We start from the raw sequence: 13127 nt of genomic DNA, 5'->3' as shown, positions 1-13127 counted from the left end.
GCGCAGTAGGCTCGTTCGAGTGAGTCGATCGGGTCGGATGCTGCGCCTCGCCCTCATCGGCGTCATCGGCGGCTTCTTCTCCGGACTTTTCGGCGTCGGCGGCGGCATCATCATCGTGCCGCTGCTGATCCTGCTGCTGCACTACGACCAGCGACTCGCCGCGGGCACATCGCTCACCGCGATCCTGCCGACCGCCGTCGCCGGCACCATCGCGTACGGGCTGCAGGGCTCCGTCGACTGGATCGCCGGGCTGTGCCTCGGCGCCGGGGCGATCGTTGGCTCGCTCATCGGCACCTGGCTCCTGCATCGCACCCACCTGCTGGCCCTGCGCTGGATGTTCATCGCCTTCCTGCTCATCGTCGCGGTGCGGATGTTCTTCTTCGTCCCGGAGCGCGGCGCCGACCTCGACCTGGACCCGCTGCTGGTCGCCGCGCTGGTAGGCACCGGACTGGTCACCGGCATCCTGTCAGGGCTGCTCGGTGTTGGCGGCGGGGTCATCGTGGTTCCGGTGCTGATGCTGCTGTTCGGCGCCAGCGACCTGGTCGCCAAGGGCACCAGCCTGCTGATGATGATCCCCACCTCGATCACCGGCACCATCTCCAACCTTCGCCGGCGGAATTCCGATGTCCGTGGTGCGCTGGTGATCGGAGGCCTCGCGATCCCGGCGTCGTTCGGCGGCGCCGCGCTCGCCGCGGTGGTCCCGCCGCTGCTGGGCAGCATCCTGTTCGCGCTGCTGCTGCTGTACAGCGCCGGGCAGCTCGCGTGGAACGCGCTGCGCAACAACCGCTGAGGCAGCACGCCGCGCCGCTCACCGTAGGCTGAGTGAATGCTTACGATCACCCTCAACGACGGCAGAACCATTCCGCAACTCGGCCTCGGAGTCTTCAAGACACCGCCGGAGGAGACCGAACGGGTGGTCAGCGAAGCCCTCGAACTGGGCTACCGGCACATCGACACTGCCGCCATCTACCGCAACGAGGAGGGCGTCGGGCGGGCGATCGCCGCATCCGGAATTCCGCGCGACGAGCTGTGGATCACCACCAAACTGTGGCAGGACCACCAGGGTGGCGACAAGCCGTTCGCGGCGATGGACGAGAGCCTCGGCAAGCTCGGGCTCGACTACGTCGACCTGTACCTGATCCACTGGCCCGCACCGAAGACGAACAAGTTCGTCGAGTCGTGGAAGTCGCTTGGCGTGATCCGCGACCGCGGGCTCGCAAAGAGCATCGGCGTCTCGAACTTCCAGGTGCCGCACCTGCAGCGCCTGCTCGACGAGACCGACGTGGTGCCGGCGGTCAACCAGGTGGAGCTGCACCCGTACTTCCAGGAGCGCGAGATCGTGACCTTCGCGCGGCAGCACGGCATCAACATCGAGTCGTGGGGGCCGCTCGGTCAGGGCAAGTACCCGCTGCTCGAGCTGCCGGAGATCACCGCGGCCGCCGAGGCGCACGGCAAGTCCCCCGCTCAGGTGGTGATCCGCTGGCACCTGCAGCACGACTTCATCGTGTTCCCGAAGTCGGCGCGTCGTGAGCGGCTGAAGGAGAACTTCGAGGTGTTCGACTTCGAGCTGAGCGCCGAGCAGATGGGCGCGATCGATGCGCTTGAGCGTGGACACCGGGTCAGCAGCGACCCCAACGAGGTCGACTAGCCCATCGAGTCGGGAGTAGTTGCCCAAACGAGCGCGGCCATTTGGGCAACTACTCCCGACTCAACGCTGTGGGTGGTGACGGGGCGGCGGTCAGGGCTGCAGACGCTCGTGGGTCCAGCCCTCCGCGGTGCGCAGGTACCGCAGCCGGCGGTGCATGCGGTCGACGCTGCCGTGCCAGAACTCCAGCTCGTCCGGGACCAGACGGTAGCCGACCCAGGTCGCCGGCCGCGGCAGCGCCGCCCCCGCCAGGGCCAGCTCGGCCGCTGCGCTGCGGAACGCGGTCTCGTCGTCGAGCGGCGTGCTCTGCTGCGACACGGTGGCTGAGGCTTGGGATGCGACGGGCCGGTCGTCCCAGATCGCGTCGCTCTCGGCATCCGGCACCTGCTCGATCGGCCCGGACAACCGCAGTTGCTGCCGCGTCTCCTGCCAGAAGATGGTGGCGGCGGCATACGGCCGCACCGCGAGTTCGTGTCCCTTCCGGCTGAGGCTGCTGGTCGCGAACGTCATCCCGTCCAGATCGAACGACTTGGCCAGCACCATCCGATTCGATGGCAGGCCGGCCTCGTCGCTCGTCGCCAACGCGACGTTGTACGGCTCCACGATGCCCAGCTGCTCGGCGGTGTCGACCCACGCGACGAGCAGAGGCATGGGATCGGCCGGCGGCGCATCAAACTCCGGCAGCGCCAGCTCGATCGTGCCCGTCAGGGTCGGCCGTGAGATCACATTCCCAGCATAGGCCGACGCGTCGCCGCTAATTTTGAGCGCATGGCCAACAGCCTCGCCAACGCGATCAGCCCGTACCTGCGCAGTCACGCCGAGAATCCCGTCGCCTGGAAACAGTGGGGCGAGGATGCCTTCGCCGAGGCATCCGAGCGTGACGTGCCCGTGCTGATCTCCATCGGCTATGCGACCTGCCACTGGTGCCACGTGATGGCGCGCGAGAGCTTCAGCGACCCCGACCTCGCCGCCTACCTCAACGACAACTTCGTCGCGATCAAGGTCGACCGCGAGGAGCATCCGGATGTCGACAGCACGATGCTCGCCGCGGCGAGCGCGTTCACCCCGAACCTGGGCTGGCCGCTGAACGTGTTCGTGACCCCGCAGGGTCACGCGTTCTACGCCGGCACCTACTGGCCGCCGGGTCCGGTGCAGGGCAGCCCGGCCTTCCGCCAGGTGCTCGAGGCAGTGCGCGAGGCGTGGGCGAACGAGCGCGAGCAGGTCGAGCACAGCGCCCAGGCGGTCGTGGATGCGATCGCAGCTCTCGGGTCGCCCGAGGTGGCGGGGTTGCCGACCACGCCCGAGCTCGAGGCGCTCGCCGAGCGCTTCGCCGACGCCGAGGATGTCGAATTCGGCGGCTTCGGCCCGGCGCCGAAATTCCCGATGGCGCCCGCGTTGACCTTCCTGGTTGAGGGCACAACCGCGGGCCGCGAGTTGGCGATCCGCACGCTCGACACCATGGCGGCATCCGGGTTGCGAGACAGTGTCGAGGGCGGGTTCTTCCGCTACGCGACGAAACGGGACTGGACCGACCCGCACTACGAGCGGATGCTGTATGACAACGCCCAGCTGCTGCGCCTCTACGCGCAGGTGCCGGGAGGCAGCGAAGCCGCCGCCGGCGGCATCGCCGACTTCCTGCTCGATGTTCTGCGATTGTCCGACGGGGTGTTCGCCTCCGCGCAAGACAGCGAGAGCGAGGTCGACGGCACTCGCACCGAGGGCGGCTACTACCGGTTGTCCGCCGAGGAGCGCGCGGGTCAACCGGCACCCGCGCTCGACGAGAAGGTGCTCACCGGGTGGAACGGGATGGCCATCGAGGCGCTCGCGTTCGCGGGCTTCCACCTCGATCGTCCCGACTGGGTGGATGCCGCGCACACTGCGGCCGACTGGCTGCGCAGGCACCACGTCCGCGCCGACGGCTCGCTCGTGCGTGCCTCGGTCGACGGGCGGCTCTCGGATGCCGTCGCCACCCTCGAGGACTACGGCCTGTTCGCCGGCGGACTGCTGCAACTCTCGCTCGCCACCGGCGAGGCCGACTACGCGATCGCGGCGAGGGAGCTGATCGACCGGTGCCTGCAGGACGGCTCGTTCCGCGCATCCGCCGACCCGGTGCTCGAAGCGCGCGGCCTGACGCTGAGCGCCGATCCGTCCGAGGGCGCCTATCCGTCCGGGGTCAGCGCGATTGCCCGGGCGGCGCTGCTGTTGTATCAACTGACCGCCGACCGCCGGTACCGCGACGCGAGTGAGGCGGCCGTCCGCCAGGTCGCGTCGCTCGCGCTCCGCCAGCCGACAGCGTTCGGCACGTCACTGACGGTGATGGCAGCGCTCGCCGAACCGGGCGCGCAGGTGGTTGTCGTCTCCGACGACACGTCTGAGCTCGGCAACCTGGTGCGCTCGATGCCGATGCCGCGCGGAGTAGTCACCGTGCTGACCAGCGAGCAGGGACTCCGCTTCGCCGAGCACGGGTTCACGCTGTTCGAGGCGAAGACGGCTCAGGATGCAGCGACCGGGTACCTCTGCCGCGAATTCGTCTGCCAGCTGCCGGTCACCGATCCGGCGCTCATGGCCACCCAGCTGGGCGCGTAGGACTACGCGAAGGTGCCGTTCGCGAGCCTGTAGGCACGACCGACCAGGTCCTTCAACGCGTCCTCGTCGATGTCGGCGAGCTTCTTGACGTACACGCAGCCACGCCCGGTGGTGTGCTTGCCGATCTTCTCGATCTCCGCAGCGACTTCGGCGTGGTCGAGCAGCCCGTAGAACGTGATTGCCGCGGCGCGCAGCGCGAAGCCCACCTTCGGCCAGTCGCCCTCTCGCCCGCTGGCGTACTTGTAGCGCTGTGAGCCGAAGCCGATCATCGTCGGCCCCCACATGACCGGTTCGTCCCCGGTCGCCTCGCTCATGAGCTTCAAGAGGTGGTGACCGGCGGTGCGGCGCTTCTCATCCTCGAAGGAATCGACGAACTCGTGAGCGGATGCGTCTGTCGGCACGGTCTTGGGTGCGTCAGCCATGCCCCCATTGTTCCGGCTGGCTCATCACAGCGCTACCGCCAGGTTGGCAGCCAGTAGTGCAGCTGCACGAACTCGGCCGGGACCTGCATCGCGGTCCACAGCGGGTAGAAGAACGCACTGACGCACACCACCAGAATGAGGAAGACCGCGACCAGCCGGATGCCCCCGACCCGCCTCCAGGTCGGGTCGCTCGGTTTCCCGAGGATCACCCCGAGGGCGAAGGTCAGCGCGAGGATCAGATACGGCTGGAACGCGATCGTATAGAACTGGAACACCGTGCGGTTCAGGTACATCAGCCACGGCAGGTACCCGGCCGCGAAGCCGAGCACGATGATGCCCACCTGCCACTCGCGATACCGGATCAGCCGGTACACGAGGTACAGCAGCGCGACCACCGACGCCCACCAGACGATCGGGTTGGCGAGGTCGTGGATGACCTCGGCACAGCGCGTGGACCCGCATCCGTCGACGCCGAAATCGGTACCGCGGTAGTACATCATCGTCGGACGCACCAGCAGCAGCCAGGTGAGCGGATGCGCCTGCCACCCGTGCGGGTTGTTCTCGCCGACGTGGTAGTTGTACACGCCGATCTCGAACTGCCACAGGCTCTGCAACGGCAGCGGGACCCACGCCAGCGGGCCGGTCCAGGCGTTACCGGGTTGCTCCGCCCAGTCACGGTTGTAGCCGCCATCGGTGACGAACCAGCCGGTCCAGGTGGCCAGGTAGGCGATCACGGCGACCGGCACGGTGAGCAGGAAACTCACCGGCGCCTGCTTCAGCGCGGTCCCGGATGCCCAGAAACCGATACCAGCCCGTCGCCTGGCGAGGGCGTCGACGACGAGGGTGTACAGCGCGAACGCGGCCAAATAGTAGAGCGCGTTCCACTTGACCGCTGCCGCCAGCCCGAACGCGACCCCGGCGGCGATGAGCCACGGCCGCCACCACAGAGCCGGGCCCCAGTCGGTGCTGCGGCCGGCCGCCTCCCGCTGGGCCAGCCAGAGCGCGAGCCTGGTGCGACTGTGCTCCCGGTCGAGCAGCACCGCGCCGAAGCCGAGCAGCAGGAAGAGGGCCAGAATTCCGTCGAGGATCGCCACCCGCGACATCACGATCGCATTGCCGTCAATCGCGATCAGGCCGCCCGCGATGACCGCGAGCAGGGTCGACCGGAACAGCCGCTTCGCGACGAGCATCACGAGCAGCACCAGCAGGATGCCCACCACCGCGGTGCCGATGCGCCAGCCCACCGAACTCTCCGCGCCGAAAGCGGCCAGGCCGAGCGCAATTACCCATTTGCCGAGCGGCGGATGCACAACGTACGCCGGCCTGTCGGTGTAGCCATCGACCTGACCGGCCTCGAACGCGGTGTCAGGGTCCATGCCCCACTGCGCCTCGTAGCCGAGGCCCAAGAGCGTCCAGGCATCCTTCACATAGAAGGTCTCATCGAAGACCAGCTCGTGCGGATGCCCCAGGTTCCACAGCCGCAGGCCCGCGGCGAGCGCGGTGACCGCGGCCGGACCACCCCACTCCCAGGCCCGGCGCCTGGCCGGCGTGCTCAGCATCCGGGACCACCAGTCATCCAGACGCGAGCCGGTGGACTCGACGACGACCGGTTCGATGACCGCGCGCTCGCCGTCCGCGAGCGCGACCGGGCCGGACACGACCTCGTCGAACTCGTCGTCGCCTCTGCTCGTCACCTTGGTCATGCTACTGACGCACCTCGCGCGGCGGTGGAAGGATGGGGGCGTGATCATCCTCGCCGCGACGCCGATCGGCAACTTGGGGGACGCCAGCCGGCGGCTCATCGAGGCGCTCGAGAACGTCGAGGTCATCGCGGCCGAGGACACCCGCACTGCCATCCACCTGATGCGTGCGCTCGGCATCGACAACCGGCCGCGGCTTATTGCGCTGCACGAGCACAACGAGGCGCAGATCGCCGGCGAACTGGTCGAACTGGCCCGCGACACTGACGTACTGGTGCTCACGGATGCCGGGATGCCGGCGATCAGCGACCCCGGTTTCCCGCTGGTTGCTGCGGCGGCGAAGGCCGAGGTGACCGTCACCGCGTTGCCGGGCCCGAGTGCGGTGCTCACCGCGCTCGCCGTGTCGGGGCTGCCGACCGACCGGTTCGCGTTCGAGGGGTTTGTCCCGCGCAAGGGTCGGCTCGAGCACCTGAGGCGCCTCGCCAGGGAGGAACGCACGCTCGTCTTCTTCGAGTCCCCTAACCGGCTGGCGGCGACGCTGACGGATGCCGCCGACGCATTCGGCGCCGACCGCCGGCTGGTGGTCGCCCGCGAACTGACCAAGCTGCATGAGGAGGTGGCGCGGGGAACCGCGGCTGAACTTGCAGAGCGGTTCGCCGCCGGCACCCGCGGCGAAGTGGTCATCGTCGTCGAGGGTGCCGCGCCGGCATCCGCGTCCCTCGAGGACGGCATCACTCAGGTGCTCGCGCTCGTCGCGGACGGGTCCCGGCTGAAGGAGGCCGCCGCCGAGGTGTCCGAGGCGAGCGGGCTCAGCCGGCGCGACCTGTACGAGGGTGCGCTCGCCGCTCGCGCCCGGTAACGCAACCGGGGCCACCTTTAGGATGTAGAGCATGGCCGCCGACCGCTCGTTCTACATCACGACGCCCATCTTCTACGTGAACGATGTGCCGCACATCGGTCACGCCTACACGGAGGTGGCGGCGGACGTGCTCGCGCGCTGGCACCGCCAGGCGGGCGACGACACCTGGCTGCTCACCGGCACCGACGAGCACGGCCAGAAGATCCTGCGCACCGCGGTCGCCAACGACACCGACCCCAAGTCCTGGGCGGACAGGCTGGTGGCGGAGGCGTGGCTGCCGCTGCTGGACACCATCGACATCGCCAACGACGACTTCATCCGCACCACCGATGAGCGGCACGAGAGTGCGGTGCAGGTCTTCCTGCAGAAGCTGTACGACGACGGCTTCATCTACTCGGGCGAGTACGAGGGCTACTACTGCGTCGGCTGCGAGGAGTACAAGCAGAAGGATGAGCTGCTCGAGGTCGACGGCGACCTGGTGTGCGCCATCCACGGCCGCCCGGTCGAGGTGCTCAAGGAACGCAACTACTTCTTCCGGATGAGCGAGTTCCAGGACCGTCTGATCGAGCTGTACGAGAGCCAGCCGGACTTCATCCAGCCGGAGAGCGTCCGCAACGAGATCATGCATTTCGTAAAGCAGGGTCTCGCCGACTTGTCGATCTCCCGCTCGAGTTTCGACTGGGGCATCAAGATCCCGTGGGACGAGTCCCATGTCGTCTACGTCTGGTTCGAGGCGCTGATGAACTACATCACCGCGATCGGCTACGGCACCGACGACGTGAACTTCGCGCGACGCTGGCCGGGAACCCACATCGTCGGCAAGGACATCGCCCGTTTCCACGCTGTGGTCTGGCCCGCGACGCTCATGGCGGCCGGCCTGGAGGTGCCCAAGCGGGTCTTCGGTCACGGATGGCTGCTGGTCGGCGGCGAGAAGATGTCCAAGTCGAAGCTCACCGGTATCGCGCCGAGCGACATCACCGACACGTTCGGCACGGATGCGTTCCGGTTCTACTTCATGAGCGCCATCCACTTCGGGCAGGACGGCTCCTTCAGCTGGGAGGACCTGTCCGCGCGGTACAACGCCGAGCTCGCCAACGGTTTCGGCAACCTCGCCTCGCGCGTGATCGCGATGGTGAACAAGTACTTCGACGGGCTCATCCCCGCGCCCTCCGGCTACCTCGACGCCGATCTCGCCATCCAGCGCACGGTCGCCAAGGCCGCCGAGGACGCCGACGCGGCGATCGAGCGACTGCTGATCAACGAGGCGATCGAGGCGATCTGGACCATCGTGGACGAGCTGAACGGCTACATCACGGTGCGGGAGCCGTGGGTGCTGGCCAAGTCGCCTGACACCCGGGAGCGGCTGGCGACCGTCATCTACACGGTGTCGGAGGGGTTGCGTGCGCTCGCGGTGCTGCTATCCCCGGTGATGCCGAAGGCGACCGCGAAGCTGTGGGACGCGATCGGCGCTGACGGACTGGGCCCGCTGACCGAGCAGCCCATCCGGGAGGCAGGGACCTGGGGTGTGCTGCAGCCGGGTACAGCCGTCCGCGCGCTGGAGGCGCTGTTCCCGCGGGTCGAGCAGGATGTCGCGGCCGCGGACGAGCGCCGATGACCGAGTCCAACTACGTTCGCAAGCGCGAGCACCGCGCCGAAAATGGCGCGAGCCGCGACCTCAGCTACCCGCCGCTGCCGACACCGCTGGTCGTCGGGGTGTACGACAACCACGCGCACCTGGAGATCATGGACGGCGACGAGCCTCTGGACTACAGGGAGCAGCTGGATCGGGCGAGCGCGGTCGGCATCCGGGGCGTCGTGCAGGTCGGCGGCGACCTGGAGACCAGCCGCTGGTCGGTCGAGGCGGCGCAGCGCGAGCCTCGGCTGCTCGCGGCGGTCGCCATCCACCCGAACGAAGCGCCCGTGTACGAGCGCGCCGGCACCCTCGATGACGCGATCGCCGAGATCGACGAGCTGGCGTCAAGGCCCCGGGTGGCCGCGGTGGGGGAGACCGGGCTGGACTTCTTCCGCACCGACGAGAGCGGCCGGGACGCCCAGTACAAGTCGTTCGAGGCGCACATCGAGATCGCCAAGAAGCACGACCTCGCGATGCAGATCCACGACCGTGACGCGCACGCCGAGGTGCTCGCAACGCTTGAGCGGGTCGGCGCGCCGGAGCGCACCGTCTTCCACTGCTTCAGCGGTGATGCCGAGATGGCCAGGTATTGCGCCGAACGCGGCTGGTACCTGTCGTTCGCCGGCAACATCACCTTCAAGAACGCGGCCAACCTGCGTGAAGCGCTCGCCGCCATCCCGCGCGATCGCATCCTGATCGAGACGGATGCGCCGTTCCTGACCCCGATGCCGTTCCGCGGGCGGCCCAATTCGCCGTACCTGATCCCGCACACGCTGCGGTTCATGGCCGACGAGCTGGGCACGGATGTCGCGCTGCTGGCCGCGCAGATCAGCTCCAACACCGAGCTCGCCTACGGCAGCTGGGAGGCGGAACCGGTGACCCTCGAGCACGGGCACGGATGACCCGGCTGCTCGGGCCGGCCGAGATCCGCGACCTCGCCGAGACGCTCGACCTGCGGCCGACCAAGAAGCTCGGCCAGAACTTCCTTCTCGACGGCAACACGGTGCGACGCATCGTCGACACCGCCGGGGTGCGCGCCGGTGACTCTGTACTGGAGGTCGGCCCAGGGCTCGGCTCCCTGACCCTCGGGCTGCTGGCGGCCGGCGCATCCGTCACCGCGGTCGAGATCGACGATCGGCTCGCCGACCAGCTGCCGAAGACGGTGCAGCTGATGGCTCCGGATGCGTCGCTGACCGTGCTGACCGCCGACGCGCTGACCGTCACCGAGCTGCCGGGGGAGCCGACCACGCTGGTCGCGAACCTGCCGTACAACGTGTCGGTGCCGGTGCTGCTGCACCTGATCGAGACCTTCCCGAACCTGACGAGCGGACTCGTGATGGTGCAGGCCGAGGTCGGGCAGCGGATCGCGGCCGGGCCGGGCTCGAAGGTGTACGGCGGGCCGAGCGCCAAGGCTGCCTGGTACGGGCAGTGGCGCGCGGCCGGGCAGATCAGCAGGCAAGTGTTCTGGCCCGTGCCGAACGTCGACTCCATCCTCGTGTCGTTCGAGCGCGGCACGCCGCCGGGAACAAAAGCGGAACGGAAGTCGACCTTTGCGCTCATCGACGGCGCGTTCCAGCAGCGCCGGAAGATGCTGCGGCAGGCGCTGGCGGCCGAACTCGGTGGCAGCGCCGCGGCATCCGCTGTGCTCGAGCGTGCAGGGATCGCACCCACCGCCCGCGGCGAGGAGCTGTCGGTGCACGACTTCCTGGCCATCGCCCGGGCGCGGTAGCGTTTTCGCATGTCAGCGGTCGAGGGTCAGAACTACAGCGAAGAGAAGGTCATCGCGTCAACCGGACGCACGATGGACCAGTGGCATCAGCTGCTCGACGGTGCCGGTGCGACCGGGTGGAAGCATCCGCAGATCGCGCGCTGGCTGGTCGACGAACACGGGGTCGACGGCTGGTGGGCGCAAGGCATCACGGTCGGCTTCGAGCAGGCGCGCGGGATGCGGCGGCCCGGCCAGCAGGCCGACGGCACGTTCGCGGTCTCGGTGAGCCGCACACTCGGTGGCGCCGAGTACGACGCGGTCGTCGAGAGGCTCGCTGACAGCTACGGGGAGACGATGTCACGGAGCCCCGGCGCGAAGCATCCGACCGCACGGTGGAGGGACGGTGACGAGAGCGTGCTGATGACGATCTCACCGGTGAAGGGTGGCGCGACCCGGGTGACGCTCACCCGATCGCGGATCGCCGACGACGATGGCCTGGCTGCGGCGAAGGCGGATCTCGCTGCGGCGCTCGATCGTGCACTGAAGTGACCGCTTCGGTCTACTAGGTTTATAGCCATGACGACCGAGGCCCCCGAACGGGTGGTGCACGCCAGAGCGCCGGGAAAGCTGAACGTCTACCTCGGCGTCGGCACCCTCCAGGAGGACGGGTATCACGAGGTTGCGACCGCCTACCAGGCGGTCTCGCTGTACGAGGAGGTGCGGGCCAGCCCCGCGCCGGACTTCTCGGTCAGCTTCACCGGCAGCGTCGACCTGGCCGGGCTGAGCACGGACGGCTCGAACCTTGCGATCCGCGCGGCGACGCTGCTGGCGCGGCGGACCGGGTGGCGCGAGGGCGTGCGGCTGGAGATCGACAAGAACGTCCCGGTCGCCGGTGGCATGGGCGGCGGGTCGGCGGATGCCGCTGCGACGCTGCTCGCGTGCGATGCGCTGTGGGGGACCGGGCTCTCCCGCGACGACCTGCTCGGGCTGGCCGCAGAGCTCGGAGCCGACGTGCCGTTCGCGCTGCTCGGCGGGACCGCGGTCGGCACCGGCCGGGGTGACCAGCTGAGCCCGGCGCTCGCGCAGGGGCACTACCAGTGGGTGCTCGCGCTCGCCGACTTCGGCATGAGCACCCCGGAGGTCTACCGCGAGCTCGACAGGCACCGGGAGCGTCACGCCGGCGAGCTGTCGCCGGTGCTGGACCTGCCGCACGTGGAGACGACGGTGCTGCAGGCGCTGCGGGCGGGTGACCCGCACATGCTTGCGGCGTGCATGCACAACGACCTGCAGGCGGCGGCGCTGCATCTGGAGCCCCGGCTGGCCGAGGTGCTCGAGCTGGGTGAGGAGAACGGGGCGCTCGCCGGCATCGTGTCCGGATCCGGGCCGACGGTGGCGTTCCTGGCGGTCGACAACGACGCCGCGCTTGCGCTGCAGGTGGCGCTGTCGGCATCCGGGAAGCGCGTGGTGCGGGCGACCGGGCCGGTGCACGGTGCCCGCGTAACCCCCGAGCCCTGAGCTCTCCCTTGAGTCGGGAGTAGTTGCCCAAATAGCACGAGTCAATTGGGCAACTACTCCCGACTCAATGGGTGGATGTGAACAGATCGGCGGACTGTGGTTCCGGATGCCGCATCATCGGCTGGATGAGGAACGCGAACCCATTGCCACCCGAGTTCGAGGGCACCACGTTCACAACCCGCTCCGCACGGAATCGGGGCGTGCCCGAGAAGCGACTTCGCGCCAAAGACTTGCGCGCACCGTACCGGGGTGTCAGGACGGCGGCGTCGAGCCTGCCCGTGCCCGGCGACCCGGATAGCGAGACCCAACTCGCAGACCTCGTGCACCAGGCTGTCGCCTACGCGACCCGTGCAGGCGACGACGAGGTGTTCAGCCATGCAACAGCGGCGCGGCTGTGGGGGATCTCACTTCCGTGGTGGCTTGAGGTACGACCCGGGTTGGACGTGGCCGTCTATGAGCCGGCGCATCCGCCTCAAGTTGAAGGGATATTCGGGCATCGAATAGCTCGTGACGTCGGCTTCGAGCTCGTGCACGGCGTCAGGGTGACGCCTCCGGTGGAGACGTGGATCCAACTTGCGTCGCTGCTCGGTGTGCATGACCTGGTGGTGGCAGGCGATGCATTGGTGCGACGCAAGAGACCCCTGTCCACCACCGCCGAACTCACGGAAGCGGCAGTTAACGCACGGCGCCGCCCGGGCGTCCGGCGCCTGCGTGCTGCCGCACTCGTGGTGCGCCCCGGAACGGACTCGCCGATGGAGTCCCGGCTGAGGATGCTGATCGTGCAAGCGGGGCTGCCAGAGCCGCTCGTCGGCCATACGGTCTTCGATGACGGAGGCAACTGGGTGGGGACACCAGACCTGGCATATCCGGAGCATCGGGTCGCGTTGGAGTACGAGGGCGACATCCATCGCATCGATCAATTGACGTTCCGTTCCGACATCGAGCGGCGGGAGCGGTTCTACGATGCGAGGTGGCGCATCATCCGCGTTGTGAAGGACCATCTCGACCGACCGGCGCCACTGCTCGCGCGCATCCGCTCCGCACTCTCATCGAGTCGGG

General features: G+C 68.6%; 13 protein-coding genes. 10 read left to right on the top strand and 3 right to left on the bottom strand.

The genetic code is table 11. From position 1 onward, the window contains the following. Positions 1-19: 19 nt before the first annotated feature. Positions 20-790, top strand: a complete 771-nt coding sequence (locus HGK58_RS00065; RefSeq protein ID WP_349236078.1) for a sulfite exporter TauE/SafE family protein — start codon at positions 20-22, stop codon at positions 788-790. 36 nt (positions 791-826) lie between these two features. Next, positions 827-1648, top strand: coding sequence for an aldo/keto reductase (locus HGK58_RS00060; protein WP_168625534.1), 822 nt, complete (start codon positions 827-829; stop codon positions 1646-1648). A gap of 90 nt (positions 1649-1738) precedes the next feature. Here the strand turns inward: HGK58_RS00060 and HGK58_RS00055 are convergent, their stop codons facing one another. Then, positions 1739-2371, bottom strand: coding sequence for a pyridoxal 5'-phosphate synthase (locus HGK58_RS00055; protein WP_210422560.1), 633 nt, complete (start codon positions 2369-2371; stop codon positions 1739-1741). A 42-nt stretch (positions 2372-2413) separates the two neighbouring features. On the opposite strand from HGK58_RS00055, the gene HGK58_RS00050 reads away from it, so the two are divergent. Next, entirely contained in the window at positions 2414-4231 is a 1818-nt protein-coding gene (locus tag HGK58_RS00050; protein ID WP_168625533.1) for a thioredoxin domain-containing protein, read from the top strand. Between the two features lie 2 nt (positions 4232-4233). Here the strand turns inward: HGK58_RS00050 and HGK58_RS00045 are convergent, their stop codons facing one another. Next, positions 4234-4653 (bottom strand): DUF1801 domain-containing protein, encoded by a 420-nt coding sequence (locus HGK58_RS00045; RefSeq protein ID WP_168625532.1) that lies wholly within the window; start codon positions 4651-4653, stop codon positions 4234-4236. Between the two features lie 32 nt (positions 4654-4685). Continuing rightward, positions 4686-6347 carry a phospholipid carrier-dependent glycosyltransferase gene (locus tag HGK58_RS00040; RefSeq protein ID WP_349236077.1) on the bottom strand — a complete coding sequence of 554 codons (1662 nt, stop codon included), beginning with the start codon at positions 6345-6347 and terminating at the stop codon, positions 4686-4688. A gap of 49 nt (positions 6348-6396) precedes the next feature. On the opposite strand from HGK58_RS00040, the gene rsmI reads away from it, so the two are divergent. The 7 genes from rsmI to HGK58_RS00005 form a co-directional block, all read left to right on the top strand. Continuing rightward, positions 6397-7212 carry a 16S rRNA (cytidine(1402)-2'-O)-methyltransferase gene (gene rsmI / locus HGK58_RS00035; protein WP_168625530.1) on the top strand — a complete coding sequence of 272 codons (816 nt, stop codon included), beginning with the start codon at positions 6397-6399 and terminating at the stop codon, positions 7210-7212. A 31-nt stretch (positions 7213-7243) separates the two neighbouring features. Next, complete coding sequence (gene metG / locus HGK58_RS00030) at positions 7244-8827, top strand: methionine--tRNA ligase (protein WP_168625529.1); 1584 nt, start codon at positions 7244-7246, stop codon at positions 8825-8827. Then, positions 8824-9747, top strand: a complete 924-nt coding sequence (locus HGK58_RS00025; RefSeq protein ID WP_168625528.1) for a TatD family hydrolase — start codon at positions 8824-8826, stop codon at positions 9745-9747. The genes metG and HGK58_RS00025 overlap by 4 nt, the downstream gene beginning before the upstream one ends. Then, positions 9744-10574, top strand: a complete 831-nt coding sequence (rsmA, locus tag HGK58_RS00020; RefSeq protein ID WP_168625527.1) for a 16S rRNA (adenine(1518)-N(6)/adenine(1519)-N(6))-dimethyltransferase RsmA — start codon at positions 9744-9746, stop codon at positions 10572-10574. Before HGK58_RS00025 ends, rsmA begins: the two co-directional genes overlap by 4 nt. Positions 10575-10583: 9 nt before the next feature. Continuing rightward, the gene (locus HGK58_RS00015) at positions 10584-11102 is read left to right on the top strand and encodes a DUF4287 domain-containing protein (RefSeq protein ID WP_168625526.1); all 519 of its coding nucleotides are present in this window, start codon (positions 10584-10586) and stop codon (positions 11100-11102) included. A gap of 27 nt (positions 11103-11129) precedes the next feature. After that, positions 11130-12068, top strand: a complete 939-nt coding sequence (locus HGK58_RS00010; protein WP_168625525.1) for a 4-(cytidine 5'-diphospho)-2-C-methyl-D-erythritol kinase — start codon at positions 11130-11132, stop codon at positions 12066-12068. Positions 12069-12193: 125 nt separating this feature from the next. After that, positions 12194-13127, top strand: a 934-nt coding sequence (locus HGK58_RS00005; protein WP_168625524.1) for a hypothetical protein, incomplete at its 3' end; no start/stop codon positions are given.

Source organism: Cryobacterium sp. BB307 (assembly GCF_012274275.1).
In the GTDB taxonomy this organism is placed as follows: domain Bacteria; phylum Actinomycetota; class Actinomycetes; order Actinomycetales; family Microbacteriaceae; genus Terrimesophilobacter.
The sequence above is the reverse complement of the archived record's forward strand: the minus strand, read 5'-3'. Positions and strand labels throughout refer to the sequence as shown.

Excerpts from the sequence above, each read along its gene's own strand:
- HGK58_RS00060 (WP_168625534.1), top strand. The coding sequence starts at position 827 with ATGCTTACGATCACCCTCAACGACGGCAGAACCATTCCGCAACTCGGC.
- HGK58_RS00050 (WP_168625533.1), top strand. The coding sequence starts at position 2,414 with ATGGCCAACAGCCTCGCCAACGCGATCAGCCCGTACCTGCGCAGTCAC.
- HGK58_RS00045 (WP_168625532.1), bottom strand. The coding sequence starts at position 4,653 with ATGGCTGACGCACCCAAGACCGTGCCGACAGACGCATCCGCTCACGAG.
- metG (WP_168625529.1), top strand. The coding sequence starts at position 7,244 with ATGGCCGCCGACCGCTCGTTCTACATCACGACGCCCATCTTCTACGTG.
- HGK58_RS00025 (WP_168625528.1), top strand. The coding sequence starts at position 8,824 with ATGACCGAGTCCAACTACGTTCGCAAGCGCGAGCACCGCGCCGAAAAT.
- rsmA (WP_168625527.1), top strand. The coding sequence starts at position 9,744 with ATGACCCGGCTGCTCGGGCCGGCCGAGATCCGCGACCTCGCCGAGACG.
- HGK58_RS00015 (WP_168625526.1), top strand. The coding sequence starts at position 10,584 with ATGTCAGCGGTCGAGGGTCAGAACTACAGCGAAGAGAAGGTCATCGCG.
- HGK58_RS00010 (WP_168625525.1), top strand. The coding sequence starts at position 11,130 with ATGACGACCGAGGCCCCCGAACGGGTGGTGCACGCCAGAGCGCCGGGA.